Annotated in this window: 23 protein-coding genes; 5 read left to right on the top strand and 18 right to left on the bottom strand. The window is 62.8% G+C overall.

Annotated features, from left to right (window positions below; translation table 11 throughout):
* Positions 1 to 188: 188 nt before the first annotated feature.
* On the top strand, positions 189 to 1,253 hold the full coding sequence (locus VHC04_RS02595) for a ketopantoate reductase family protein (RefSeq protein WP_325677637.1): 1,065 nt from the start codon (positions 189 to 191) through the stop codon (positions 1,251 to 1,253).
* Positions 1,254 to 1,676: 423 nt separating this feature from the next.
* On the opposite strand, the gene VHC04_RS02590 is transcribed toward VHC04_RS02595, so the two are convergent.
* The 5 genes from VHC04_RS02590 to VHC04_RS02570 form a co-directional block, all read right to left on the bottom strand.
* Positions 1,677 to 2,936 carry an ABC transporter substrate-binding protein gene (locus tag VHC04_RS02590; protein WP_325677635.1) on the bottom strand — a complete coding sequence of 420 codons (1,260 nt, stop codon included), beginning with the start codon at positions 2,934 to 2,936 and terminating at the stop codon, positions 1,677 to 1,679.
* Positions 2,937 to 3,051: 115 nt separating this feature from the next.
* Positions 3,052 to 3,864, bottom strand: a complete 813-nt coding sequence (gene thiD, locus VHC04_RS02585) for a bifunctional hydroxymethylpyrimidine kinase/phosphomethylpyrimidine kinase (protein WP_325677632.1) — start codon at positions 3,862 to 3,864, stop codon at positions 3,052 to 3,054.
* Between the two features lie 3 nt (positions 3,865 to 3,867).
* Complete coding sequence (glmM, locus tag VHC04_RS02580) at positions 3,868 to 5,238, bottom strand: phosphoglucosamine mutase (protein WP_325677630.1); 1,371 nt, start codon at positions 5,236 to 5,238, stop codon at positions 3,868 to 3,870.
* 122 nt (positions 5,239 to 5,360) lie between these two features.
* On the bottom strand, positions 5,361 to 6,191 hold the full coding sequence (folP, locus tag VHC04_RS02575) for a dihydropteroate synthase (protein WP_325677628.1): 831 nt from the start codon (positions 6,189 to 6,191) through the stop codon (positions 5,361 to 5,363).
* Positions 6,191 to 6,991, bottom strand: a complete 801-nt coding sequence (locus tag VHC04_RS02570; RefSeq protein ID WP_325677626.1) for an RNA polymerase sigma factor — start codon at positions 6,989 to 6,991, stop codon at positions 6,191 to 6,193. The genes folP and VHC04_RS02570 overlap by 1 nt, the downstream gene beginning before the upstream one ends.
* 308 nt (positions 6,992 to 7,299) lie before the next feature.
* Between VHC04_RS02570 and VHC04_RS02565 the strand changes: the two genes are divergently transcribed.
* The 4 genes from VHC04_RS02565 to VHC04_RS02550 all read left to right on the top strand — a co-directional run bounded on the left by VHC04_RS02565 (position 7,300) and on the right by VHC04_RS02550 (position 13,335).
* Entirely contained in the window at positions 7,300 to 7,545 is a 246-nt protein-coding gene (locus VHC04_RS02565) for an anti-sigma factor family protein (RefSeq protein WP_325677624.1), read from the top strand.
* Between the two features lie 937 nt (positions 7,546 to 8,482).
* A complete protein-coding gene (locus VHC04_RS02560) occupies positions 8,483 to 10,429 on the top strand; it encodes a PrkA family serine protein kinase (RefSeq protein WP_325677622.1) in 1,947 nt (648 codons plus the stop codon).
* Between the two features lie 39 nt (positions 10,430 to 10,468).
* Positions 10,469 to 11,773: a YeaH/YhbH family protein gene (locus VHC04_RS02555; RefSeq protein WP_325677620.1), complete on the top strand. Its 1,305-nt coding sequence runs from the start codon at positions 10,469 to 10,471 to the stop codon at positions 11,771 to 11,773.
* Entirely contained in the window at positions 11,770 to 13,335 is a 1,566-nt protein-coding gene (locus VHC04_RS02550; RefSeq protein WP_325677618.1) for a SpoVR family protein, read from the top strand. Before VHC04_RS02555 ends, VHC04_RS02550 begins: the two co-directional genes overlap by 4 nt.
* An 85-nt stretch (positions 13,336 to 13,420) precedes the next feature.
* Here the strand turns inward: VHC04_RS02550 and VHC04_RS02545 are convergent, their stop codons facing one another.
* The 13 genes from VHC04_RS02545 to urtA form a co-directional block, all read right to left on the bottom strand.
* Entirely contained in the window at positions 13,421 to 14,476 is a 1,056-nt protein-coding gene (locus VHC04_RS02545; RefSeq protein WP_325677614.1) for a S8 family serine peptidase, read from the bottom strand.
* A gap of 111 nt (positions 14,477 to 14,587) precedes the next feature.
* On the bottom strand, positions 14,588 to 15,211 hold the full coding sequence (ureG, locus tag VHC04_RS02540; protein WP_325677612.1) for an urease accessory protein UreG: 624 nt from the start codon (positions 15,209 to 15,211) through the stop codon (positions 14,588 to 14,590).
* Positions 15,208 to 15,870, bottom strand: a complete 663-nt coding sequence (locus VHC04_RS02535; RefSeq protein WP_325677610.1) for an urease accessory protein UreF — start codon at positions 15,868 to 15,870, stop codon at positions 15,208 to 15,210. The genes ureG and VHC04_RS02535 overlap by 4 nt, the downstream gene beginning before the upstream one ends.
* Positions 15,854 to 16,324, bottom strand: coding sequence for an urease accessory protein UreE (locus tag VHC04_RS23030; protein ID WP_408903770.1), 471 nt, complete (start codon positions 16,322 to 16,324; stop codon positions 15,854 to 15,856). Before VHC04_RS23030 ends, VHC04_RS02535 begins: the two co-directional genes overlap by 17 nt.
* Entirely contained in the window at positions 16,324 to 18,033 is a 1,710-nt protein-coding gene (gene ureC, locus VHC04_RS02525) for an urease subunit alpha (RefSeq protein WP_325677606.1), read from the bottom strand. The genes VHC04_RS23030 and ureC overlap by 1 nt, the downstream gene beginning before the upstream one ends.
* Positions 18,033 to 18,341: an urease subunit beta gene (locus VHC04_RS02520; RefSeq protein WP_325677604.1), complete on the bottom strand. Its 309-nt coding sequence runs from the start codon at positions 18,339 to 18,341 to the stop codon at positions 18,033 to 18,035. The genes ureC and VHC04_RS02520 overlap by 1 nt, the downstream gene beginning before the upstream one ends.
* Positions 18,342 to 18,352: 11 nt before the next feature.
* Positions 18,353 to 18,655, bottom strand: a complete 303-nt coding sequence (locus VHC04_RS02515; protein ID WP_325677602.1) for an urease subunit gamma — start codon at positions 18,653 to 18,655, stop codon at positions 18,353 to 18,355.
* Between the two features lie 13 nt (positions 18,656 to 18,668).
* A complete protein-coding gene (locus VHC04_RS02510; protein WP_325677600.1) occupies positions 18,669 to 19,412 on the bottom strand; it encodes an urease accessory protein UreD in 744 nt (247 codons plus the stop codon).
* A 70-nt stretch (positions 19,413 to 19,482) separates the two neighbouring features.
* A complete protein-coding gene (urtE, locus tag VHC04_RS02505; RefSeq protein WP_325677598.1) occupies positions 19,483 to 20,178 on the bottom strand; it encodes an urea ABC transporter ATP-binding subunit UrtE in 696 nt (231 codons plus the stop codon).
* Positions 20,178 to 20,918, bottom strand: a complete 741-nt coding sequence (urtD, locus tag VHC04_RS02500; RefSeq protein WP_413789059.1) for an urea ABC transporter ATP-binding protein UrtD — start codon at positions 20,916 to 20,918, stop codon at positions 20,178 to 20,180. Before urtD ends, urtE begins: the two co-directional genes overlap by 1 nt.
* A 5-nt stretch (positions 20,919 to 20,923) precedes the next feature.
* Positions 20,924 to 22,042, bottom strand: coding sequence for an urea ABC transporter permease subunit UrtC (gene urtC, locus VHC04_RS02495; protein ID WP_408903769.1), 1,119 nt, complete (start codon positions 22,040 to 22,042; stop codon positions 20,924 to 20,926).
* Positions 22,039 to 23,652 (bottom strand): urea ABC transporter permease subunit UrtB, encoded by a 1,614-nt coding sequence (gene urtB / locus VHC04_RS02490; RefSeq protein WP_325677594.1) that lies wholly within the window; start codon positions 23,650 to 23,652, stop codon positions 22,039 to 22,041. Before urtB ends, urtC begins: the two co-directional genes overlap by 4 nt.
* A 74-nt stretch (positions 23,653 to 23,726) precedes the next feature.
* On the bottom strand, positions 23,727 to 25,064 hold the full coding sequence (gene urtA, locus VHC04_RS02485) for an urea ABC transporter substrate-binding protein (RefSeq protein ID WP_325677592.1): 1,338 nt from the start codon (positions 25,062 to 25,064) through the stop codon (positions 23,727 to 23,729).
* Between the last annotated feature and the right edge of the window lie 606 nt (positions 25,065 to 25,670).

The following is a 25,670-nucleotide window of genomic DNA, read 5'->3' as shown; positions in this document are numbered from 1 at the left end:
GCGAAGGTGGCACGGACCGGTCCATCCATGATTGCAAGGTGATGGACATCCGGTAGTGATTGGCTGTTTGCCCACGGGCGTCGACGCCGGCGCCGACACCATGGCAGCTACAAGAGGGTGCCCGATTGCGTTTCTCGCGCGACGCGGCAGACTGCGCCCGCATAAGCACCGCGAAGGGACCGGGAACAATGGGCTACAGAATCGCGATCATGGGCACGGGGGCTGTCGGCGCCTATGCCGGGGCCCATATGGCGCGGGCGGGGGAGGATGTGACCTTCATCGATCCCTGGCCCGAGAATGTCGAGACCATGAAGGCCAAGGGGCTGAAAGTGTCCCATATCCGCGACGTGCCGGAATGGTCGACGCCGGTTCGCGCACTACACTTGACGGAATTGCAGCACGTGTCGAAGGAACAACCCTTCGACATCGCATTCGTTTGCATGAAGTCCTACGATACCGAATGGGCGACGACGATGATCGCACAGTATCTGTCGCCGAACGGATTCGTCGTGTCGTTGCAGAACTGCATGAATGAGGAAACCATCGCCGGCGTCGTTGGCTGGGGCAAGGTAGTCGGCTGCATCGCCAGTTCGATCACCGTCGATCTGTGCGAACCCGGGCACGTCCGACGCGCCGCTGGAAAAAGCGGCGAGAAGCACACGGTGTTCCGCACTGGCGAAGTGCATGGCCGCGTCACCGAACGGGTGGAGGAGATCCGCCGCTTGGTCGCCTTGGCGGATTCGGCGCTGGTGACGTCAAATCTGTGGGGAGAGCGTTGGTCAAAGCTGGTCACCAATGCCATGGCCAACGGCATGTCGGCCTGCACCGGCCTGATCAGCAAGGACATCCTGCGCAACGACACCCTGCGTCATTTCGGTGCGCGGCTGGGGTCGGAGGCGATTCGTGTCGGCCAGGCCCTGGGCTATGAACTGGAGGACATTCATCATATCGATCCCGAGGTGATCGCGCGCGCCGGTGAAGGTGATCCGGCTGCGGGACGCGACTATGACGAGCATCGGCTTGCCGAGGTAAACAAGGCCGGCGGCGGTGAGCATCGGCCGTCGATGGGCCAGGACATGGTGAAGGGTCGCCGCACCGAGATCGAGTTCCTGAACGGCCTGATCTTCCGTAAAGGCGAGGAGATCGGGCTGCCGACCCCCGCCAACGCGGCACTGACCGATATCGTGAAGCGGGTGGAGAAGGGGATTTTGGCACCCGATCCGAAGCATCTGCTCGATCTTCGGCTGAACTGACCCCGCGGCTTGTTCCCGTTACGGTGGGCGATGTCTCCTCGCCCATCATGACGGATGCCGGACGGTCAGCTCAATATCGAGCGGTGACCCATTCCGCCTTGCGCACAGTCGGCAAACCGGGAGACGTCAAGTGGCCTCGGGGTCGCGAACAGGACAAGCCCACTCGGCCGGCTGTACGTCGAAAGATGGTAAAATCATCGGCCGCGGCGCCGGCAATGACCGGAAAATGGTGTCATGGTCTGCTGCGACCCGCAGTACGCCAGGTGAAGTACGCCAGGTGGCCCCCGCCGGCTGGCAGGGGTCACCGGAGACGTGGCTGCTTAGAGCGCGATCGCCTGAAGCCGGCGGTTGGAAGGCGTGAATCGCGCCCTTGAAGCAAAGGGTTGATAAAGCATGATAGGGTCAGCCTGACCCTATCATGCTTTAGATCGTCGCGCCCTCGATCACCTCACCGAAGCGTTCCCACGTCTTGCCGTTCCAGCGTTGAAGCTGCATTGCCCGGATCGGGTGATAGTTGCTGGGGCTGGTGTTTATTTTGATCCCCGGCAGCAGGATCGGATCATACGGGTCATGCAGGTTCGTCGCCTGGTGCATGATGTTGTCCCGTGAGAAGTCGCCGCCGCACTGCTTCAGGATCTGCAGCATCACCATGCTGACGCCATAGGCGAACGAATAGTTCCCGTCCGTGAGGTCCGCGTCCGGCATGTATTTCGTCATGAACGCGCGCCATTCGTTCATGCCCTTGTCTTCCTTGAACGCCGGATCGGTCGGGTCCTTCATATAGCCAGTGGAAATGATCCCGATGCCGTTCTCGGGCCCCGCCGGTGTCATGACGGATCCGACGGAGATCGATACGTTGGTCAGGAAGAATGTCGGCTTCCAGCCCAGGTCGTGCACCTTCCTGATGGCCTGGGCGGCGAATTTCGGCGTCGCCGCGACCAGCAGATACTCGGCGCCCGAAGACTGCAGGGTCGCGAGCTGGCTGTCGACCGTCGGGTCTGTCGTTTCGTATGTTACTTCCTTGGCGACGATCTTGTCATATCTGTCACCCAGGATATCCTTCACGCCGGCCGGATAGTCCTTACCGAAATCGTCGTTCTGATAGAGAATCGCCATTTTCGGGCTGGGGTTCTGTGACAGCATGTATTTCGTGTAGATCTGCGCCTCGGTCCGGTAGCTGGGCTGATACCCCATCGTCCAGGGGAAGTGCTTGTAGTCGCCCCATTTGTCCGCGCCGGTCGATATCAGCAGATGCGGCACCTTCTTCTGGTTCACATAGCGCTGGATCGCGGTGTTGGTCGGTGTGCCAAGCGTGTTGAACAGCAGGGCGACCTGGTCCACCTCAATCAGGCGGCGCACCTGCTCCACCGTCTTCGGTGGGCTGTAGCCGTCATCGTAGGAGATGAAGTTGATCTTGCGTCCGCCAACCCCGCCCTGGTCATTCACCATCTTGAAGAAGGCAGCTTCCGTCTTGGCGATCACGCCATAGGACGATGCCGGCCCGCTATAGGCATTCGTATTGCCGATCTTGAGCTCCGTCGCAGTCACGCCGGGCAGGTCTGCCGCCAGCGCCGGGGTCGCCAGCTTGGATGACGCCGCCAGCAGCACGCCCGCGCCCAGGCCCGTCTTCAGCCGTTCACCAATCTGTCGCCGTGTCGTAACCGTTTTCAGCCAGTCACTCATTCTTGGTGCTCCCACAATAATTCTTATTGTTACACAGTCGTACCTGGGCCGGGAAGCGCCGTTGTCGTTAAGCCTATGTCATTTGTCGGGCTGGCTGTCGTCGCTGCGGAACCGGTCATTCCTCAAGGCGGGCGGAATCGAACGTCACCGCGTGATCAAGCGGCCCGTGGCCATGACCGAAGCCCGGCGCAGCGGCGATCGCTCGGCGCACATAGGTCCGCGCCCGCGCCACGGCATCATGCAGGCTCATGCCTTGCGCCAGACCAGCGGCAACCGCCGACGCCAGCGTGCAGCCCGTGCCGTGCGTGTGCCGTGTGTGAATGCGCGGGGCGGTGAAGCTGGCCGTTCCCTGCCGGGTGGCCAGCAGGTCGGTGACCGTATCGGACGGCAAGTGCCCGCCCTTCAGCAGCACGGCCCGAGCGCCGAGGGCCAGCAGGGTCGTGGCGGCATGCCGCATCTGTGGCTCGGTCTCAATGGCGGGAAGGCCGGTGAGCGCCTCCGCTTCAGGCAGGTTGGGCGTGATCACCGTCGCCAGCGGCAGCAGGCGCAGGCGCAGTTCCGCCACGGCCTCGTCGGCCAGCAGGTGCTGGCCGCCCTTGGCCACCATCACCGGATCCAGCACAACCGGCACGGTCGGCGCGTGGTCGACGATGGCCTCGGCCACGACGTCGATGGTGGCGCTGTCGCCCAGCATACCGATCTTGATCGCGTCTGCGCCGATGTCCTGCATCACCACGTCGATCTGCTGACGGATGAAGGCCGGTGGGATCGCCAGCACGCCCTGCACGCCTTGCGTGTTTTGTGCCGTCAGCGCGGTGATCGCCGTCATCGCGAAGCCGTTCAACGCGGTAACGGTCTTTATATCGGCCTGGATCCCGGCGCCGCCGCCGGAATCCGATCCGGCGATGATGAGGACGCGGCCTTGCATGAACTAGGCCGCCGATTTCTTCGTGCGGGCAACCTCGGCAATCACCTCGCACAGCGAATCCACCACGTCGGTCACCAGCGTGCTGTTCTCTCCTTCCGCCATCACGCGGATCAGCGGTTCTGTCCCGCTGGGACGGATCAGTACGCGGCCGGTGCCGCGCAGCCGTGCCTCGGCCCCCTTTATGGCCTCATCCACCCTGCTGTCGCGCAACGGCGATACGCCGCTGAAGCGCACGTTCTTCAGCTTCTGCGGCAGGCGCTCGAAGATCCGGCAGGCCTCCGAGGCGGATTTGTCCTGCTGCACCAGAACCGCCAGCACCTGCAGCGCGGCAAGCAATCCGTCGCCGGTGGTGGCGAAATCGGACAGGATGACGTGCCCGGATTGTTCGCCGCCGACGTTGATGCCGGTGGCGCGCATATGCTCCGCTACATAGCGGTCGCCGACCGGCGTCCTGTGCAAGGTCAGACCAAGCCCGCCAATATAGCGTTCCAGCCCCAGGTTCGACATCACGGTGGCAACGAGGCCGCCGCCTTCCAGGGTACCGGCGGCGTGCCAGGACTTGGCGATCAGCGCCAGGATCTGGTCGCCGTCGATCAGTTCACCCGTCTCATCCGCCAGCAGCAGGCGGTCGGCATCGCCGTCCAGCGCGATGCCCAGATGCGCATTATGTTCCACCACCTGCTGGCAGATGAAGGATGGCACGGTGGACCCGCAATCGCGGTTGATGTTGAACCCGTCCGGGTTCACGCCGACCGCGATCACGGTGGCTCCCAGTTCCCACAACACCGACGGTGCGACCTTGTAGGCGGCGCCATTGGCGCAATCGACGACGATACGCAGCCCATCCAGCCGCAGGCCGCGCGGAAAACTGGCCTTTGCAACCTCGATATAGCGGCCGGGCGCGTCATCCAGGCGAGAGGCACGGCCCAGCTTGTCGGGGGCTGCGAGACGGTCGGCGAAACCGGCGTCCATCAGCGCCTCGATCTCCAGTTCCTTCTGGTCGGACAGCTTGGTGCCGTCCGGGCCGAACAGCTTGATGCCGTTATCCTCGAACGGGTTGTGGGAAGCGGAGATCATCACCCCCAGATCGGCGCGCAGGGAGCGGGTCAGCATCGCCACCGCCGGTGTCGGCAATGGACCCAGCAAGGTCACATCCATGCCGGCGCCGATGAAGCCGGCGGTCAAGGCTGGCTCCAGCATGTATCCGGACAGCCTGGTGTCCTTGCCGATGACGACGCGGTGTCGATGCTCCCCGCGGGTGAACATCAGGCCGGCCGCCTGACCCAGGCGCAGGGCGATTCCGGCGGTCATCGGTTCCGCGTTCGCCGTGCCGCGAATGCCGTCGGTGCCGAATAGCCGTCTCGCCTGCCTCATGCCGCCACTCTCGTCACGCCGGATAAACGCCGTTCGCCGCCTGTCTGCTCACGCGCGGGGTGCCTTGATTGTGCACACGGCGTCTAACGGAATGCGAGCAGACAGGGAAGCGGAACCGTGTATCACATTGATAAAGCGTGCCAAACTCGAACACCCTGGACCGTCTCTCGTACGTCGTGGACGCGCAGCACGGACGCGCCGCGCGACAAGGCGAACAATCCCGCAGCCAGCGACCCGCCGAGACGCCGGTCGGCCCGTGCCTCGGCCGAAAGCATGCCGATGAAGCGCTTGCGGGACAGCCCGACCAGAATCGGCAGCGCGGGCGGGACGGCGGCGCGCAGGTCGCGCAGCAGCGCGACAGACTGCTCCGCCGTCTTGGCGAAGCCCAGGCCGGGATCGACCATGATGCGCTCCGCCCGGATGCCCGCCGCCATCGCGGCATTCAGCCGTGCCCGGAGCTCCGCGCGCACCTCGGCGACTACATCCCGGTACTCGGCCAGGGCGTTCATCGTCGCTGGCGTGCCGCGCATGTGCATGATCACCACCGGACAGTCATGCGAGGCGACGACCGCGGCGGCATCCGGGTCGTGCGCCAGGCCGGAGACGTCGTTCACGATCGCCGCCCCGGCGTCCAGCGCCGCCGCCATCGTGGCGGCGTGACGCGTATCCACCGATACCAGCACCGAACCCGCGGCCAGTTCCCGGATGACCGGCAGGATGCGGGCCTGTTCGGCCTCCGGCGGTATCGGATCGGCGCCGGGGCGCGTGCTTTCGCCGCCGACGTCGACGATATCCGCACCCTCTTCGACCATCTTGAAGCCGGCCGTGATCGCCGCGTCGGTCGCACCGTGCCGGCCGCCATCGCTGAAGCTGTCGGGTGTGACGTTCAGGATTCCCATCACGCGCGGCGTGGCGAGGTCCAGGCCGGCCCAACGCGGACCAGGGTTGGTCATCACGCGCAGGCCGGAAGTTGCCGCGCGGCCGTCAGCGTCCAGGCCTGGAACGCCGCGGTCAGCCGCTCGGCCGGGAACCGCGGCATGTCCAGGAACCCGATCGCCAGACATGTCATCGCCAGCCGGGTCATGCGCCGGCTGCGCGCGGCGGCGTGCGGCGCGGTGCCACGTGCTAGCGGGACCGGCGCGCGGGTCAGCGCGTCGACCGCATCCCGAATCCGGGTCCGTGCCCGATGCAGCAGCACACGCTGATTTTCTGACGTGATGTTGAGCAAGCGGCAGGCATCCTCGGCGGTTTGGCCTTCCATGTCGCGCAGAACCAGCACCGCGCGCTGGCCCGGCGGCAGTTTCTCGATCTGGATTTGCACATATTGCCAGATCTGCATGCCGCCGACGATCCGTTCGGGATCAATATCGTCCCACAGGCGCGGTGCCGCCGCCCAGTGCCCATCCGGCTGGAACGCCGAAAGCGGGACGGACCGCTCCTCGACCCGATCCTCCTGCGTGGGCAGCGAGACCAGGCGAACCTCCTTCGTCACGCGGGTTCGCGCGCGGTTCAGGACGATGGTGAACAACCAGGTCGCCAGGCTCGACCGTCCCTCGAACCGGTCGATGCCGCGGAATACCGCCAGCCAGGCATCCTGCACGATTTCCTCGGCCTGCGCCCGACTGCCGATGATGGACTGTGCCACCGTCGTCAGCGATCGATGGTAGCGGCGGACCAGAGCGCGATAGGCGGCATGGTCGCCCTGGCGCAGGCGGGCCAGGAAGGCGGGGCTGTCGAACTCGATCGGCTGCATGCGGTTCCTTTCCCCCGGTGCATTCCAGGGTGCCGTCCACCAGTGCTTCCTGCGTGCACAAGGTTGGGTTCATAGTGGCCGCGCGAGTGTAACGGCGGCACGGTTCGGTCGTCACTGATCAAAGGCGCGTCTTTCGGTCCCATCGTGGCCGATCCCATCATGACCGGTCCCATCATGACCGGTCCCATCGTGGCCGATCCGTTCGGGCGTCTTTGGCTGATCCGTCACCGAGTCGCGCCGCAACAGCGGGCTGTCTGGGGGGCGCACGCAAGGGCGGAGGCGCCCGAAGGAGAATGGGAGGCCGGTGCGTGCCGAACTGTCGTGACATGGCGGAGCTGGCGACGGATTATCTGGATCGGGCAATGCCGTGGCATCGGCGGGTCCTGGCATGGACGCATCTACGGGCCTGTGCTGCCTGCCGCGCTTATTTCGATCAGATGCGGCGTACCGTGGCACTGCTGCGTAGCCTGACGGAGTCGATGCCGCCCGAGTCGGAAATATCCGAGTCGGACATAGAGGCTGTGATGCGGCGACTGAACGAGCCGACGGGATAGTGTCCCGGCATGCGGATTCGTGGCGATTCGCGGCTTGTTGAACGGGCGCAAATCCGCGCCCCGGATGTCGCCGGCAGGCCATGTCCTGCGCTCCGTCCGCTGGCTGTATCTCTTTGCTCCAAAAGCTTGTTTGGCTGCGGCAGACGCTTGGGCGGACGCTGGCGGCTCCATGTCCGGGGCCATTGCGGCATCACCTGCCTTCGGAAACGGCACGGCGTGCCGCCGGCCAGCACAAATTGAAAATTTGATCGCGGGCACGCGTGGGCGAGGTGTAGCCTAGCCGGGAATGAACAACGAACTGAGACCTCACACGGGGGACGTTAACGGATTGTTAATGATATCAAGGTATCTCTGGCGACGGTTCGGCTGTGATCGGGCTTCCATGTCGAGGGGGATATCGTGACCCTGACTGCCATCGGTACCCGTTCATCAGCCGGACACGGGCGGTATCTGGAGGGTCCGCCTGTCCATCGGGACCAATCCACCCGCAGAAGAATTCAGCGCTCTGTCGCGAATCTTCTTGAAACACAGTGCCGCGGCTCTCACAGTTCCGAGATCAGGTGCAGGCTGCCATGGCCAGGCAGCCGACGTGCCAGCCGCTATCCGAGCGCGGCTGCTAGCCGGACGGTGGGCTGTGCGACGGCGCCGGGCGGTCAAGGCCGCCGCCTGCCATGCGCGCGGGGCGGCAGCAAGGTTCCTGGCCTCCGACCCGTGCCGCGGAACCTGTACCAACCCGCCGCAAGGGAGCTTCCCTTTACACCGAAACCGTCCGTGCATCGGACAGCAGCACAATAGTCAGCGATCGACTCCCCGATGACCACACACTCTCAACATATTTGCGTGCAACCTCCCCCATTCACGACGTTTGCACCCATCTTGCATTGCAACACCCAGATGACAGCGAACGCTCGTATCACCCTTAGCAATGGAGCGGCCGATGCAGACGGTCGATGATATCTTCTCGGTTTTCTCGCGCAGCTATGAGCATACGCGCGAAGCCGAAATGTCGTTGGCGGAATATTTGGAAGGATGCCGCGACAACCCGCTGATGTACGCCACGGCGCAGGAGCGGTTGCTGGCCGCGATCGGTGAGCCGGAAATGGTGGACACGGCGAAGGATGCCCGGATGGGGCGGATCTTTATGAACCGCACCATCCGCGTCTACCCGGCGTTCAGCGAGTTCTATGGCATGGAGGAGACGATCGAGCGCATCGTAGGCTTCCTGCGCCATGCCGCGCAGGGGCTGGAGGAGCGCAAGCAGATCATCTATCTGCTCGGCCCGGTCGGCGGCGGCAAATCGTCCCTGGCCGAACGGCTGAAGGCACTGATGGAGCAGCATCCCATCTATGTTCTGAAGGCGGGCGATGAGCTCAGCCCGGTCTTTGAGAGTCCGCTGGGCTTGTTCGACCCCGACAGGATGGGCGGTCTGCTGGAAGACCGCTACGGCATCCCGCGCAGGCGGCTGACCGGCCTCATGAGCCCATGGTGCATCAAGCGCCTGGACGAGTTCGATGGCGACATCTCACGCTTCCGTGTGCAGAAGCTGATGCCGTCTCGGCTGCGACAGGTTGCCATCGCCAAGACCGAGCCAGGCGATGAGAACAACCAGGACATCTCCTCGCTGGTGGGTAAGGTCGACATACGCAAGCTGGAAATGCATGCGCAGAATGACCCGGACGCCTACAGCTATTCCGGCGGCCTGAATCGCGCGAACCAGGGCATGCTGGAATTCGTCGAGATGTTCAAGGCGCCGATCAAGATGCTGCATCCGTTGCTGACCGCAACGCAGGAGGGCAACTACATAGGCACCGAGAACATCGGCGCGATCCCGTTCCAGGGCATCATCATGGCCCATTCGAACGAGTCGGAGTGGCAGAGTTTCAAGAACAACAAGAACAACGAAGCCTTCATCGACCGTATCTACGTCATCAAGGTGCCATACTGCCTGCGCGTGACCGAGGAGCAGCGGATCTACGAGAAGCTGGTCTTGCGATCGGAGCTGGCCGACGCACCGTGCGCTCCGGCGACGCTGGAAATGCTCGCCCGCTTTTCGGTGCTGACCCGCCTGAAGCGGCACGAGAATTCGACGCTGTTCGCGAAGATGCGGGTCTACGACGGCGAAAGCCTAAAGGAGACCGATCCGCGAGCCCGCTCCCTGCAGGAATATAAGGACACGGCCGGCGTCGAGGAGGGCATGGACGGCGCGTCCACCCGCTTCGCCTTCAAGGTGCTGGCGGCGACGTTCAACCACGATACGACCGAGATTGCCGCCGATCCGGTGCATCTGATGTATGTGCTGGAACAGGCAATCCGCCGTGAGCAGATGCCGCAGGAGACCGAGAAGCGTTACCTGGAGTTCATCAAGGGCGAGCTCGCGCCACGCTATGCGGAGTTCATCGGCAATGAAATCCAGAAGGCATACCTGGAATCGTATCACGACTACGGCCAGAATTTATTCGACCGCTATGTCTCCTATGCCGATGCGTGGATCGAAGATATCGACTTCAAGGACGCGGATACCGGCCAGTTGCTCAACCGTGAGCTGCTGAACCAGGAGCTGACGAAGATCGAAAAGCCGGCCGGCATCGCCAATCCCAAGGATTTCCGCAATGAGGTGGTGAAGTTCTGTCTGCGGGCTCGTGCCAACAACAACGGCAAGAACCCGTCCTGGACCAGCTACGAGAAGATCCGCGACGTCATCGAGCGGCGGATGTTCAGCCAGGTCGAGGAGCTGCTGCCAGTGATCAGCTTCGGCTCCAAGAAGGACAGTGAGACAGAAAAGAAACACAACGACTTCGTAGAGCGCATGACCGCCCGCGGGTACACGGAACGGCAAGTCCGACGGCTCGTTGAGTGGTATATGCGGGTGAAGCAGGCCGGGTGATGAACCCGGCCCTCACCAGGGAAGGTGTGACAGGCGAACATGCATATTGTTGACCGCCGCCTCAATCCCAGTGGCAAGAACCTGGCGAATCGCCAGCGCTTCATGCGCCGGGCCAAGGCGCAAATCCGCAAGGCGGTGCACGAAAGCGCCGGCAACCGCAGCATCCGTGACGCCGATGATGGCGGGGAGGTTGTGTTGCCGGCACAGGGCGTCCATGAGCCGACGTTCCGGCGCAGCGGGTCGGGAGGCGTCCGTGACCATCTGCTGCCGGGAAACAAGGAGTACATCGCAGGCGATACGATCCAACGTCCACCCAGCGGTGGCGGGGGCAGTGGCAGCGAAGGCAGCCCGGATGGGGAAGGGGAGGATGATTTTCGCTTCGCCCTGTCCCGTGACGAGTTTGTCGACCTGTTCCTGGAAGATCTGGAACTGCCCGACCTGGCGAAGCGCCGCGTGGTGAATGCCGAGGCGCCGACCTGGCACCGCGCTGGCTATTCGGTCAGCGGCTCGCCGGCTAACCTGGCGTTGAACCGCACGGTGCGGAATTCGCTGTCCCGGCGCATCGCGCTGCGGCGGCCCAAGCCGCATGAATTGCAAGCGCTGCGTGACGCGATCGCGGCCCTGAAGGAAAGCGGTGACGAAGCCGGCGCGCTGGAGCTGGAGCTGGAGTTGCGGCGGAAGGAGCGGCGGACCGGCCTGATCCCGTATATCGACCCGATCGATGTCCGCTACAAGCGCTTCGATCCGATGCCCCGGCCGGTTGCCCAGGCGGTGATGTTCTGCCTGATGGACGTCTCCGGCTCGATGACGGAGCATATGAAGGACCTCGCCAAGCGGTTCTACGTGTTGCTGTACATCTTCCTGAAACGCCGGTACAAGAACGTCGACGTGGTTTTCATCCGCCATACCCACCAGGCATCCGAGGTGGATGAGGACACGTTCTTCCACAGCCCGGAAACCGGTGGCACCGTGGTGTCCACCGCGCTCGAGGAGATGCAGCGCGTCATCGATGAACGCTACAGCCCCGATAGCTGGAATATCTACGCTGCCCAGGCCTCGGATGGCGACAACACCGCCAGCGACAATGATAAAACCGCGGCCTTGCTGACCAGGGTGATCCTGCCCGCCTGCCAGTATTACGCCTATCTGGAGGTGGGACGGGATTCGGAACACTTCCCGCCCGGCTTCATCCGCCGTGACAGTGACCTGTGGCAGACCTATTCGGCCATCATCAAGGCAGGCGCGCCGATGGCCATGCGGAAAGTCGGGCACCGTCGTGACATCTATCCGGTGTTCCGGGAACTCTTCGCGAAAAAGACCGGGTCGGAGGCTACACCCGCATGAGCATCACCCTGGAACGGGCCGAACGGCCGCTGTTCGAAAGCGCCGACTGGAGCTTCGAGACGATCCAGCGGTCGCACGATGAAATCGCGAAGATCGCCTTGGGAGAGATGGGGCTGGATATCTATCCGAACCAGATCGAGGTGATCGGGACGGAGCAGATGCTGGATGCCTATTCCTCGATCGGCATGCCGCTATTTTACAGGCACTGGTCGTTCGGGAAGCAGTTCGCTCGGAATGAGGCAATGTATCGAGCCGGCATGCAGGGCCTAGCCTATGAGATTGTCATCAATTCCAATCCCTGCATCAGCTACATCATGGAGGAAAACACCGCCACGATGCAGACGCTGGTCATCGCGCACGCGGCGTTCGGGCACAATCATTTCTTCAAAAACAACTACGTCTTCAAACAGTGGACGGATGCCGACGGCATCCTGGATTACCTCGAGTTCGCCCGCGACTACATCATGTCATGCGAGGAGCGCTACGGCGAAGCGAATGTGGAGCGGTTGCTGGACGCCGCTCATGCGCTGATGAGCCATGCCGTGCACAAGTACCCGCGCAAGCGTACCAACGATCTGCGCACCGAGGAAAAGCGGGAACGGGAGCGTCGCCTGCACGACGAGCAGGTATTCAACGATCTGTGGCGCACGGTGCCAGGCAAGGAGAATGTGCGCAGCGATCCCACTGCCGAAGAACGTCGCCGCGCACTGCTGCAGCTGCCGCAGGAAAACGTCCTGTACTTCCTGGAGAAGACGGCGCCGCGCCTGGCCCCATGGCAGCGTGAGATCCTGCGGATCGTTCGCATCATCGCGCAGTATTTCTATCCGCAGACGCAGACCAAGGTGATGAACGAGGGGTGCGCAACCTACTGCCACTATAAAATCATGAACCGGTTGCACGAGAAGGGTCTGCTGACCGACGGTGCGATGGTCGAGTTCCTGAAGTCGCACACCAACGTCGTATTCCAGCCTGGTTTCGACGATCCGCGCTATTCCGGGATGAATCCCTACGCCCTCGGCTTCGCCATGATGCAGGATATCGAGCGGATTTGCCTGCAGCCGACCGAGGAGGACCGGCAATGGTTCCCCCACATCGCCGGGGAGCAGGATTACATGGCGGTGCTGCGCGATGTCTGGGCAAACTATCGCGACGAAAGCTTCGTGCTGCAGTATCTGAGCCCGCATCTGGTCCGGCAGTTCGGCCTATTCCACGTCAATGATGACTCGGCAGAGCCGAATCTGCGCGTCGAGGCGATCCACGACGAACGTGGCTATCGCAAGATCAAGCAGGCCCTGGCCAAGCACTATGACGTGTCGTGGTTCGCGCCGGATATCCAGGTGGTCGATGTCGACTTGGCCGGCGACCGTAAACTGATCCTGCATCACCGCGCGCTGAACAAGGTGTTGTTGGACGAGAAGGACACCCGGCTCGTCCTGCAGCATCTGGCTGATCTATGGGGTTACGAAGTCCTGATGAAGGAAGTCGATCCCGGCACGGACGCCGTACTGAAGGAGCATGCGGCCTCGCCGCGGTCAGGGATCATCCGCCTGGATGCGTCCTGATCCCGCCGCGACAGAGCACGAGCGCCTGCGGCCGGCGGTCAGGAGGCGCGCATAGCGCTGGTGGGTCGGCCCGATCCTTCAGGTCCTAGGTTCGCGTGGACGCGAGGGCGTTCTGCAGCGCCTGCGCAAGCGTGGTGCCGATCGGTGTGCCCCAGCCGGTGCAGGCATCCCAACCCGCATGGGCTTCATATCCCACTTGGCCCGCCCCGGGCGGAATGTTGTTCCCCTTGATGATGTCGGTGAACGCACCGTGACTGGACGACGTGTCGTAGATCACGCGGTGGATCACCGCGCCCACCCCTACTGGTGTAGTCTGCGGATTGTAGCCGAGCTCGCAGTTGATCCGCGCGATCAGCGAAGCCCAGAGTGGTGAGCATGCGCTGGTGCCCTCGCAGCTGGTGAGCCCCTGGCCGAATCCGGCAACGTCAGGGATTGCGCGCCCGGTCAGCGCCGTACCATCCGTGTTCATGACAGGCATCAGGCTGGTCTGCCAGCCGGGGACCGCGTTCTCGTACGTGGTATTCACCCCGCCGCCCGATGCCATCCACACCAGCGAGCCCTTCCTCTCGATGGTGTTCCACCATACCTGCGCCGTGCTGTTGGTGGGATCGATGTTGGTCGGCACGAAGACGCCGCCGACCGCCAGCGCATAGGGGCTCGATGCTGGGTAGGCCACCCGGCTGGCCCCGAAATCACCCGAGGCGAAGCATGGCGTGACCCCCGTTGCGAGTGCCTTTTCCAGCGCGGCATCGACCGCCTCGATCGTGCCCGCATCCCAACTCTGGTAGGGATGGCCGAAACTGCATGTGGTGACATTGCATTCGGTCGTCGCTCGCTGGACGGCCTCGACAATCCCCGCCTCGTCGCTGATCGCCAGGTAGAGCTTGATCACGGCATCGGGCACGAAGTTTTTCAGAATCCCCGTGTCCATCATCAACTCGTTGGACACGGTCCCGTTCGTCTGGTCGCCGATGAGGATGATCTCGACATTCGGGCGCTCGCTCACATCGATCCCGATCGATCCCTTGGAGCCCCAGCCAAGAACCCCTACGATCTGGCCTGCGCCCGTGTTGTCGGGGAAGGCGAACATCTCCGCCACCTGGCTGAAGCTGTAAATCTGATGGGCAATGGGGGTGCTCATGCCGACGCCTCCGCGGTTGGACATGCAAGAATGACCGATCGCGCCAGCAACGCAAGGTTGTAAGGTGATTGCCCGCTGCACCGCCGGTGTCCGGCAACGCTGACGCTATGGTCAGGCTGGCAGCAGGCCGCCTTGCTTTTCGATGAAGGCAGCGATGTCGGCGACACCCTGGCCGGCGCGAACGTTGGCAAACACAAACGGCCGGCCGCCTCGCATCTTCTTCGCGTCCCGATCCATGACGTCCAGGCTGGCCCCGACATAGGGCGCGAGATCGATCTTGTTGATCACCAGCAGATCGCTGCGCATGATACCCGGCCCGCCCTTGCGCGGGATTTTGTCGCCTGCCGAAACGTCGATCACATAGATCGTCAAATCCGCCAACTCGGGACTGAATGTCGCCGCCAGGTTGTCGCCGCCCGATTCGATCAGGATCAGATCCAGCGCCGGAAACCGCTTCCGCAAATCCGCCACGCCCGCTAGATTGATCGAGGCATCTTCCCGGATCGCAGTATGCGGGCAACCTCCGGTCTCGATGCCTATGATACGCTCGACAGGCAATGATCCCGCCCGGGTCAGGAACGCGGCGTCTTCCTTGGTGTAGATATCATTCGTAATCGCCGCAATATCATAGCGATCCCGGAAGATCTTGCACAGTGCATCCATCAGCGCGGTCTTGCCGGTACCGACCGGACCGCCGATGCCAACCCGCAGGGGGCCGTTCGGGGAAGTCGTCATGAACGAAACAACCTTGTATATTGCGTTTCATGCCGCATGGCGGCCAGATCGGATCGAAAAGCGCAGCCACCGATATCATCGAGCGTGGCATCAGCCGCCGCGGCTGCCGTCGCCAGGATGACCGGTTCCAGCGCCGCCAGAACCCGCAGACCCGCGGTCTGCCCCAGCGGTACCAGCCGGACAGCCGCCGAAATCAAATTCGTCGCGAAGGCCTGCCCATAGGCGACGGCCGTATCATCCTCCGCGACACCACGCGCCGCCGCCATCGCGCCAACCGCGACCGCATAAGGTGCATCCTCCGGCAATGCGATCGATAGCCAAGGCGCCACCGCCAGTTGGAATGCTCGCCCCTGGTTCAACGCCTCATCACGCCGTTCCCGCGTCGGCGCCGATGCCGCCGCGAGGGCGACAATTTCCCGCAAGAGCGCCAGATCCCCTGCCGCCCGATGCGCATGCCGCAACAGGATCGTATCCGACCGGCCGGCCCCAAGCGTCAATACATCGGTCAGCCAGTTCAGCAGGCTGCCGCCATCCGATATGTCGCCCGCTTCGACGGCCCATTCCAACCCATGCGAGTACGCGAACGCACCAGTCGGCAGCACGGGCGACAGCCACGTCAGCAGCGTCAGCAGGGATCGGTGGTCAGTGCTGGTGGTCATCGTCATCATGGTGATGGTGATGGCCACCGCCGGCATACGCCCCCGCCTCCGGGTCGAACGGAGCCTTGATCAGCTCGACATGCCCGCCCAGCCCCTCGACCATTTCGCCGATCACGTGATCGGCTCTGATGCGGATGCGATCGCCCAGCAACTGCACTGGCAGATGGCGGTTCCCCAGATGCCAGACGATCCGGACCATGTCCCCGTCCCCGTGCGCATGGATCTCCATCAGGTCCTCCGCCTGCGCACAGACCCTGACCACGCCGGCTGGCACCACCAGTCCGTCCCCATCGCGCAACCGTACCGCTTGCGGCAGATCAATCAGCACCTCCGCCCCGAGGATGGTTACCAGAACGATTCGACGCCGGAAGCGCCGGTCATAATCGATCAGCACGCGGTCGACTTCACGAGCCGCATCCCAACTTCCCGCGGGGAGAATGGTCTCGACGAGCATCAGAACAGGAAATACCGCTGAGCCATCGGCAAAATGGTCGCCGGCTCACATGTCAACAGAATACCGTCGGCGCGCACTTCATAGGTTTCCGCATCGACTTCAATCATCGGCAACGCATCGTTGTGGACCATTGCCTTCTTGCCGATTCCACTCCGCGTGTTCGATACTGCCGCCAACCGCCGTTCCAAGCCCAGCGCCTTGCCAATCCCGGCCTCCATCGCCGCACCCGAAACAAACGTGATGCAGTTGGCTGCCACCGCTCGGCCGAACGCGCCGAACATAGGCCGGTAATGTACCGGCTGCGGCGTGGGGATGGATGCATTTGGATCACCCATCGGCGCACAGACGATCGACCCGCCCTTGATCACCAGATCGGGTTTGACTCCAAAAAACGCCGGGGACCACAGAACCAGGTCCGCCAGCTTACCTGCTTCGATCGACCCGATCTCATGCGCAAATCCCTGCGCGATCGCCGGGTTGATCGTATACTTTGCAATGTAGCGCCTGACCCGGATATTATCGTTCCGTTCAGGATCGCCAGGCAATGAACCCCGCTGCGTCTTCATCTTGTGCGCGGTCTGCCACGTACGGATGATCACCTCTCCCACCCGCCCCATCGCCTGGCTGTCAGACGACATCATCGACAGCGCCCCCAGATCGTGCAGGATGTCCTCGGCCGCGATGGTTTCCTTGCGGATTCGGCTTTCCGCGAACGCCAAGTCTTCCGGAATGGAGCTGTCCAGGTGATGGCAAACCATCAGCATGTCCAGATGCTCATCAAGCGTGTTCACCGTGTAAGGCCGCGTTGGATTGGTCGAACTGGGCAGTACATTCGGCAATCCGGCCACCTTGATGATATCGGGGGCATGGCCGCCGCCAGCGCCCTCGGTATGGAACGCATGGATCGTGCGTCCCTTGAATGCAGCGATGGTATTTTCCACGAAACCTGATTCATTCAGCGTATCCGTATGAATCATCACCTGGACATCGAAACGATCTGCCACCGACAGGCAATTGTCGATCGCCGCCGGCGTCGTGCCCCAATCTTCATGCAGTTTCATGCATGAAGCCCCGGCCCGCAGCATCTCCTCCAAAGCCTGAGGCTGCGATGCGTTGCCCTTGCCCGCGAACGCCAGGTTCACCGGCAGCCCTTCCGCCGCCTGCAGCATGCGTGCGAGGTGCCAGGGCCCTGGCGTGCATGTGGTCGCCGCCGTTCCGGTCGCGGGTCCCGTCCCGCCGCCCACCAGCGTGGTGATGCCCGCCGCGATTGCTTCATCCACCTGCTGCGGACAGATGAAATGAATATGGGCGTCGATTCCGCCCGCCGTCAGGATTTTTCCTTCTCCCGCGATGACCTCGGTGCCCGGCCCGATGATGATGTCGACACCGGGCTGTACATCGGGATTGCCGGCCTTGCCGATACTGGCGACCCGGCCGTTCAGCAGCGCCACATCCGCCTTGACGATCCCCCAATGATCGATGATGAGCGCATTGGTAATGACCGTATCCACCGCGCCCTGCGCCTGCGAATATTGCGACTGCCCCATTCCGTCACGGATCACCTTGCCGCCGCCGAACTTCACCTCCTCACCGTAGATGGTGAAATCCTTCTCCACCTCCACGATCAGATCGGTATCGGCCAGCCGCACGCGATCGCCCGTCGTGGGACCAAACATGTCGGCATAGGCAGCGCGGGTCAAATGAGCCATCAATCCAGCGCTCCCATGACATTGCCGCGAAATCCATACACTGTCCGGGTGCCACGATATGGCACCAGCGTCACGTCCCTTGACTGCCCTGGCTCGAACCGCACCGCGGTGCCGGCAGCGATATCCAGCCGCTGCCCCTTGGCGATATCGCGATCGAACGACAGCGCCGGATTCACCTCGGCGAAATGATAATGGCTGCCGACCTGGATCGGCCGGTCACCGGTGTTGGTCACCGTCAGCACGGAACGCGACAAGCCGGCGTTCAACTCGATATCGCCAGGTTCAGGGAGCAATTCACCAGGGATCATCTGTGCGCTCCCTATCGTATCGGCTCATGCACGGTGACCAGCTTCGTCCCATCCGGAAACGTTGCCTCCACCTGCACGTCTTGGATCATCTCCGAGACGCCCGGCATCACTTGGTCGCGGGTCAGCACCTTCGCGCCCGCTTCCATCAGCTCGGCAACGCTCCGCCCATCACGGGCGCCCTCCACGACGAAATCCGTGACCAGCGCCACCGCCTCCGGGTGGTTCAGCTTCACGCCGCGCTCCAGCCGCCGCCTGGCTACCATGGCGGCCATGGAGATCAGCAACTTGTCTTTCTCGCGCGGAGTCAGGTGCATTCCGACAACCTCATCAACACAGCCAGACGCGCGGCAGAGGACGATCCTTCCGCAGGGTCGTCAGCGCGGCGACGACGGTCCGTCGCACGGCGGCATTGTCGGCGCCCAGGACGCGTGCCACCAGCATCCCATTCCACACACTCGCCCCAGCCTCGGCAGACGCCAGTGCCTTTCGCACGGCATCCAACCGATCCGAGGCATCCGGCGCCACGTATACCAGCGTCGCAATTACACACGCCCCGCCACCTATTGCCGGCCGGCGCAGCGCGCCATCAATATCGCCATCCAGCCGGATTGCGTCGTGCAGCAGCAAAGCCCCACCATACCGCACGCGAATCAGATCCCGCAACCAGCCGTCCCGCACCCGTTCCCCCATAGCGGTACGGCCGAACACCGTCGTTTCGACACCGAGAAAACAAGCATCCGCCGCCAGATCGACTTCCAACCGCCGGTCCAGCGCGAAGCGGTCGAACAGAATCGTTTCCTGCGGCAGCCACTCTACAAATGCCCCTGCTTCTACCGTCAATCGGGTCCGCACCCTGGACGGCGCATCCGCCGCCAGCGCGCGGTAGAACCGCTCCGCCGCCTGCGCCGCGATCGTCATCCGGCCACCCGCCGCCACGCCAAACGCCAGGTCCAGCCGATCCCCGCCGGCAACACCGCCGCCGGTGTTCAGCATCACCACGTCCATCCAGCCGGGAACGGTCCGGTTGGGGAATCGAACCTTCAGGCATCCAGCCTGGCGCAGCTTGTCCAAAACGGTTCCGAGTCCAGACTGCTTTGTGACAACATGCAATTCCCCGACCGCGCGTTGCAGCGAACCTGGCTTAGACAGACAGCCGCCGTCGTACATCAGCTTCGTCAAGGTCCTCTCGCCGCCCCGACAGCACGATATCGCCGCGATCCATCACGACGATCGTTTGCGCCAGCTCGTGGGCAAAATCGAAATACTGTTCCACCAGCAGGATGGCCATCTCGCCCCTGGCGTGCAACAGCGCAATCACTTGCCCGATATCCTTGATGATGCTTGGCTGGATGCCCTCGGTGGGTTCATCCAGCACGATCAACCGCGGCTTCATCACCAGCGCCCGAGCGATAGAGAGTTGCTGCTGCTGACCGCCGGACAGATCGCCACCACGCCGCCGCAGCATGGTTTTCAGCACCGGAAACAGGTCGAAGATCTCATCCGGTATCCTGCGAGCGCGGTGCGGCAGCACGGCGAACCCGGTCTCCAGGTTTTCCTTCACGGTCAGCAACGGAAACACGTCCCGCCCCTGCGGCACCCAGGCGATACCCCGCCTGGCGCGCTCATACATCGGTAAGCGGGAGATATCCTCGCCTTCCCACCGTATCGCCCCGGCTGAGATCGGATGCGCCCCGACAATCGCCCGCAGCATAGAGGTCTTGCCGACACCGTTGCGGCCAAGCACGCAGGTCACCCCACCGGCATCCACGGTCATGGAGACCTGCCGCAGCGCGATCGCAGCGCCATAGTGCAGATCAACTTTGTCGACCTCCAGCATCAGCGCCCCAGGTAAACTTCAATGACTTTCGGATCGTCGCTGACGAAATCGATCGAACCTTCCGACAGCACGGACCCTTCGTGCAGCACCGTTACTTTCACGCCCAGTGCTCGGACGAACGCCATGTCATGCTCCACCACCACGATGCTGCGCGTACGATTGATTTCCCGCAGCAGCACCGCCGTCTGCTCTGTTTCAGCATCGGTCATTCCCGCCACCGGCTCATCAACCAGCAGCAGCTGAGGTTCCTGTGCCAGCAACATGCCGATCTCCAGCCATTGTTTCTGCCCGTGCGACAAATCGGCACCACGACGATACCGGTGGTCGGTCAGCCGTGTGGTCTCCAGGATGGCTTCGATCCGCCGCTTTTCCTCCGCGGTCTCTCTGGCGAAAATCATGAACCGGGGCCCGCGGTCCCCGGCCAGCGCCAACAGCAGGTTATCCCAGACCGTCTGCGGCTCGAACACTGTCGGCTTCTGGAATTTCCGGCCGATTCCCAGGGACGCGATCGCCGGTTCATCCAGCCGGGTCAGGTCGGTGTCCTTGGAGAACACGACCTTGCCGCTGTCCGGCTTGGTCTTGCCGGTGATCACATCCATCATCGTGGTCTTGCCAGCGCCGTTGGGCCCGATGACGGCCCGCATCTCGCCCTCGGTCAACACCAGGGACAAGGCGTTCAGCGCGCGAAAGCCGTCGAAGGTGACCGTGACGCCGTCGAGATAAAGCAGCGTGTCGGCGATGTCGCTCATCCCGCCACCTCATGCGCCGCGGCGACGCCCGGTGCATCCTGTTCCGGCTCCCCGGCCGCCTGGGTAGGAGCCAGACCCATGAGCCCGTGCGGCAGAAACAGCGTGACGAAGATGAACATCGCCCCCAGTGCATAGAGCCAGATTTCCGGAAGCGCCCCGGTGAACCAGGTCTTGCCGAAATTCACCAGGATCGCACCCAGGACTGCTCCCACCAGCGTGCCCCGCCCGCCGACCGCTACCCAGATCACTGCCTCGATCGAATTACCCGGCGCGAATTCGCTCGGATTGATGATGCCGACCTGTGGCACGTAGAGCGCGCCGCCAATCCCGGCCATGACCGCTGACAGGATCCAGACGACCAGCTTGTAGGATTCCGGCCGGTATCCCAGGAACCGCGTGCGGCTCTCGGTATCCCGGATCGCGATGAGGATTTTGCCGAAGCGTGAGGCCACGACGAACCGCGCCAGTAGAAATTGACCGCACAGCACCGCGGCCGAAATCACCAGCAGCACCGACCGGGTGGAGTCGGCCTGAATATTGAACCCCAGTATGTCCTTGAAGTCGGTCAGCCCGTTATTGCCGCCGAACCCCATATCGTTGCGGAAGAACGCCAGCAGCAGGGCGTAAGTCAGCGCCTGGGTGATGATCGACAGATAGACCCCGGTGACCCGGGACCGGAAAGCCAGCCAACCAAATACGCCAGCCAGGATCGCCGGCACCAGGACCGCCATCAGGACTGCGAAACCGAACCATTCAAAGCCGTGCCAGTACCAGGGCAGAGCCTTCCATCCCAGGAACACCATGAAGTCGGGCAGCATCGCGTTGCCGTAGACGCCGCGCGCGCCGATCTGGCGCATCAGGTACATCCCCATCGCGTAGCCGCCCAACGCGAAGAACGCCGCGTGGCCCAATGAGAGGATGCCGGCGAAGCCCCAGACCAGGTCGACCGCCAGGGCCAGCATCGCGAAGCACAGATATTTTCCTGCCAAGGCGATCACATAAGTCGGGACATGCAGTGCCGACGCGGCCGCCGTCATCTGGTTCAGCAACGCCAGAATCAGCGCGGCCCCCATCACGGCAATCAAGGTAACAATACTTGCGCGATCGGGCGTCATACTTCCACCGCCCGCCCCTTCAGCGGGAACATGCCGCGCGGGTTGCGCTGCACGAACAGGATCAGCATGACCAGCACAATGATCTTGCCCAGGACAGCGCCGGCGATCGGTTCCAGGAACTTGTTGACGATGCCCAGGGTCAGCGCGCCCAGCGTCGTGCCCCACAGATTGCCGACGCCACCGAATACCACCACCATGAAGCTATCGATAATGTAGCCCTGCCCGAGATTGGGCGATACGTTGTCGATCTGCGACAAGGCCACACCGGCTATTCCAGCGATGCCGGAGCCTAATCCGAATGTCAGCGCATCGATCCACGGTGTGCGGATGCCCATCGCCGCGGCCATACGGCGGTTCTGCGTCACCGCCCGCATCTGCAGCCCCAGCGGTGTGTAGCGCAAGGCAGCCATCAGTGCCGCCACGACCAGGAAGGCGAATATGATGATATACAGCCGGTTCAAGGTCAGTGTCAGTCCGCCCAGTTGGAACGCACCGCTCATCCAGTCCGGTGTATCGACACCCTGGTTGTTGGCACCGAACAACGACCGCACCACCTGCTGCAACAGCAGCGACAGGCCCCAGGTTGCCAGCAGCGTCTCCAACGGACGCCCGTACAGCCAGCGGATCAGGCTGCGTTCCACCACGACGCCGACGCCACCGGCCACCAGGAAGGCCATCGGCACAGCGATCAACAGGCTGATGCCATGCAGCGACGGCAGATAGGCGTGCATCAGTTGCTGAACGACGAATGTCACATAGGCGCCGATCATCACCATCTCGCCATGGGCCATGTTGATAACGCCCATGACACCGAAGGTTATCGCCAGGCCGGCCGCGGCCAGCAGCAGGACCGACCCCAAACTGATACCGTAATAGATGCTCTGCGCCAGGCTCCAGGCCTGCAGGACGTGATCGATCGACACCACCGCGGCCGCGGCGGCCGAAGCCACCGGCCCTGGCTGGCCAGTGAGCGCGGCCAGCAGGCCGCGCGCATCCTGATCACCCCGAGCCCGCAGGGTCGCGACTGCGGCCAGCCTGTCCGCCTGGCTGGCATCCGGAGCCGATAGCAACGCCGCGGCCTGTGCCTGTTCCATCAGCCGCTTCACAGCGGGATCGGCTTCCTCTGCCAATGCCTTTTTCAAGGCCGGCAAGGCGGCGGGATCGTGCGATGTAAAGACCGCCGCTGCCGCGTGCAGCCTTGTCCGTGCATCCGGCGCGAACAGTTGCAGCCCACCCAGCGCCGCGTCGATCGTGCTTCGAACCGCATTGTTGACGCGCACGACCTTTACATCGTCATCGGTCACATCCGGTGCCTTCGCCCCGGAATGCGCGTCTACATAGCTGCCATCCGGCTGTTGAATGAACAGTGCGTGATCGTCACGCGCGTATAGCAAGCCGTCATGCAGTGCGCCGATCACCACGACGGCGCGGGGGTCTCCGGACGCCGCCAGCGTCTCGACACCCTTGCGGACCGAGTCAAAGCTGTCGGATGAAATCGCCAGGGCGGACGCTGAAAGTTCATCATAGGCATCGTCCGTGCCACCGGCGTGCGCGCGTGATGTCGGCAATGACAGAAAGATCAGCAACAGCAATGCGACAAGCCGATGCATCGCAATCCCTTCATTGAACGGAAGAAGAGGAGGCGACCGGGAGGAGCGGCCGCCTCCTTCCGGCAATCAGGCGATCAGGCCTTCTTGCCAGAAGTGCATGTGCCGGTCTTTACGTTGAACGCACCGCATTTCAGCGGCGCCCGCCAGTCGCCAATCAGGTCCTTGGTATCCTCGACATAGGGTGACCATTCCTGGGCGACCATCAGTCCCGGTGTCTCCGAAACGATGTTGAACTGTCCGTCGGGCTGGATTTCACCGATCAGCACCGGCTTGGTGATGTGGTGGTTGGGCATGAGCGCTGAAAAGCCGCCCGACAGGTTCGGTACCGAAACGCCGATCAGCGCGTCGATGACAGCGTCCGGATCGGTGGTCCCGGCCTTCTGTACGCCCTTCACCCACATGTTGAAACCGATGTAATGCGCCTCCATGGGATCGTTGGTTGTGCGCTTGGGGTTCTTGGTGAACGCCTTCCATTCCTTGATGAAGGCCTTGTTCTCTCGTGTATCGACGCTCTCGAAATAATTCCACGCTGCCAGATGGCCCAGCAGCGGCTTGGTGTCGACGCCGGCGAGTTCTTCCTCACCGACCGAGAACGCCACCACCGGGATGTCGGTCGCCTTGATGCCCTGGTTGCCCAGCTCCTTGTAGAACGGCACGTTGGCATCGCCGTTGATGGTAGACACCACGGCCGTCTTCTTGCCAGCCGAACCGAACTGCTTGATCGAGGCGACGATGTTCTGCCAGTCGGAATGGCCGAACGGCGTGTAGTTGATCATGATGTCGTCGGCCGAAACACCTTTCATCTTCAGATAGGCTTCCAGGATCTGGTTGGTGGTGCGCGGATACACATAATCGGTGCCGGCCAGCACCCAGCGCTTCACCTTGCTTTCGCTCATCAGGTAATCCACCGCCGGGATTGCCTGCTGGTTCGGTGCCGCACCGGTGTAGAACACGTTGCGGCTGCATTCCTGCCCTTCATATTGCACCGGGTAGAACAGGATGCCGTTGAGTTCCTCGAACACCGGCAACACCGACTTGCGCGACACCGACGTCCAGCAGCCGAACACCGCGGCGCATTTGTCGACCGACAGCAGCTGACGAGCCTTTTCCGCGAACAGCGGCCAGTTGGAAGCGGGGTCGACCACCACCGCCTCCAGCTTCTTGCCTAGCAGGCCGCCTTTCTTGTTCTGCTGTTCGATCAACATCAGCATGACGTCTTTCAGCGTCGTCTCACTGATTGCCATGGTGCCGGACAGCGAATGCAGGATGCCGACCTTGATAGTCCCGCTGCTTGCCTGCGCTTCTGCCGGGGAAGTCGTGGCCTTGGCGGCGCCGACCGTGGCGATCGTTGCGGCAGCTACGCCTAGCCGGCCGAGATCGCGGCGGGAGAGAAGGGGTTCAGCGGAGGACATCAGCGCCTGTTCCTGTGCCTGTTGTTGTTTCGGTTTCCCCGTCTGAGGGACGGCGAAACCCGTCTTGCAACCATTGTGCCAGAAACACGCCGCTGTGGCCGCGGTCAGACGATTCCGCCTCGTCTATCGCTGAAAGCCGGCTGATGAGTGGTGGCGCCGCCGGATAAAGAATTTAAATCACGCATTTGCTCATAAATGCGTCATATTCCGTTCAATCTTAGGTTCAGGATGCTTACTTTTAATCCGCACCCTCCAGCTGGGTCAGTCTGGCCCGGTTGGGGCAGGGGCTGTCCATGTTGACGGCCTCAACGCGACTCGGGAGAGGACGACGATCCGCGTCACCGTTGTGCGGGCATGTGCGGCGAAGGTCAGACCTCACCGGGCGTCCTTATAGTACGGAATAATACGGACCGGTCTTGGTGGCAGCGCAAATCCGCTCACAGTTGCGCGGACCAATGGTTCCTCGCCAGTGAATGGTCGGATCCCATGTCCCTGGGGCACACGTCTGTTCGCGGGCGTGCTGCCGTCCCTCAGATGAGAAATCCGCAACAGCCGCAGATCAGAACTCCGACATGCACCCGGACCGCGGATTTCGTTTGCTCCGCG

Origin of the sequence: Rhodopila sp., assembly GCF_035548095.1 — a bacterium.
Taxonomy (GTDB): Bacteria; Pseudomonadota; Alphaproteobacteria; order Acetobacterales; family Acetobacteraceae; genus Rhodopila.
Note: the sequence above shows the minus strand (reverse complement) of the source record. Positions and strands in the feature narration are given on the sequence as shown.

Excerpts from the sequence above, each read along its gene's own strand:
- VHC04_RS02590 (WP_325677635.1), bottom strand. The coding sequence starts at position 2,936 with ATGAGTGACTGGCTGAAAACGGTTACGACACGGCGACAGATTGGTGAA.
- VHC04_RS02550 (WP_325677618.1), top strand. The coding sequence starts at position 11,770 with ATGAGCATCACCCTGGAACGGGCCGAACGGCCGCTGTTCGAAAGCGCC.
- glmM (WP_325677630.1), bottom strand. The coding sequence starts at position 5,238 with ATGAGGCAGGCGAGACGGCTATTCGGCACCGACGGCATTCGCGGCACG.
- ureC (WP_325677606.1), bottom strand. The coding sequence starts at position 18,033 with ATGGCTCATTTGACCCGCGCTGCCTATGCCGACATGTTTGGTCCCACG.
- VHC04_RS02555 (WP_325677620.1), top strand. The coding sequence starts at position 10,469 with ATGCATATTGTTGACCGCCGCCTCAATCCCAGTGGCAAGAACCTGGCG.
- VHC04_RS02560 (WP_325677622.1), top strand. The coding sequence starts at position 8,483 with ATGCAGACGGTCGATGATATCTTCTCGGTTTTCTCGCGCAGCTATGAG.
- urtB (WP_325677594.1), bottom strand. The coding sequence starts at position 23,652 with ATGCATCGGCTTGTCGCATTGCTGTTGCTGATCTTTCTGTCATTGCCG.
- urtA (WP_325677592.1), bottom strand. The coding sequence starts at position 25,064 with ATGTCCTCCGCTGAACCCCTTCTCTCCCGCCGCGATCTCGGCCGGCTA.
- urtE (WP_325677598.1), bottom strand. The coding sequence starts at position 20,178 with ATGCTGGAGGTCGACAAAGTTGATCTGCACTATGGCGCTGCGATCGCG.
- VHC04_RS02545 (WP_325677614.1), bottom strand. The coding sequence starts at position 14,476 with ATGAGCACCCCCATTGCCCATCAGATTTACAGCTTCAGCCAGGTGGCG.
- urtC (WP_408903769.1), bottom strand. The coding sequence starts at position 22,042 with ATGACGCCCGATCGCGCAAGTATTGTTACCTTGATTGCCGTGATGGGG.
- thiD (WP_325677632.1), bottom strand. The coding sequence starts at position 3,864 with ATGCAAGGCCGCGTCCTCATCATCGCCGGATCGGATTCCGGCGGCGGC.
- VHC04_RS02535 (WP_325677610.1), bottom strand. The coding sequence starts at position 15,870 with ATGACCACCAGCACTGACCACCGATCCCTGCTGACGCTGCTGACGTGG.
- ureG (WP_325677612.1), bottom strand. The coding sequence starts at position 15,211 with ATGACGACTTCCCCGAACGGCCCCCTGCGGGTTGGCATCGGCGGTCCG.
- VHC04_RS23030 (WP_408903770.1), bottom strand. The coding sequence starts at position 16,324 with ATGCTCGTCGAGACCATTCTCCCCGCGGGAAGTTGGGATGCGGCTCGT.
- VHC04_RS02515 (WP_325677602.1), bottom strand. The coding sequence starts at position 18,655 with ATGCACCTGACTCCGCGCGAGAAAGACAAGTTGCTGATCTCCATGGCC.
- VHC04_RS02595 (WP_325677637.1), top strand. The coding sequence starts at position 189 with ATGGGCTACAGAATCGCGATCATGGGCACGGGGGCTGTCGGCGCCTAT.
- VHC04_RS02570 (WP_325677626.1), bottom strand. The coding sequence starts at position 6,991 with ATGCAGCCGATCGAGTTCGACAGCCCCGCCTTCCTGGCCCGCCTGCGC.
- folP (WP_325677628.1), bottom strand. The coding sequence starts at position 6,191 with ATGACCAACCCTGGTCCGCGTTGGGCCGGCCTGGACCTCGCCACGCCG.
- VHC04_RS02520 (WP_325677604.1), bottom strand. The coding sequence starts at position 18,341 with ATGATCCCTGGTGAATTGCTCCCTGAACCTGGCGATATCGAGTTGAAC.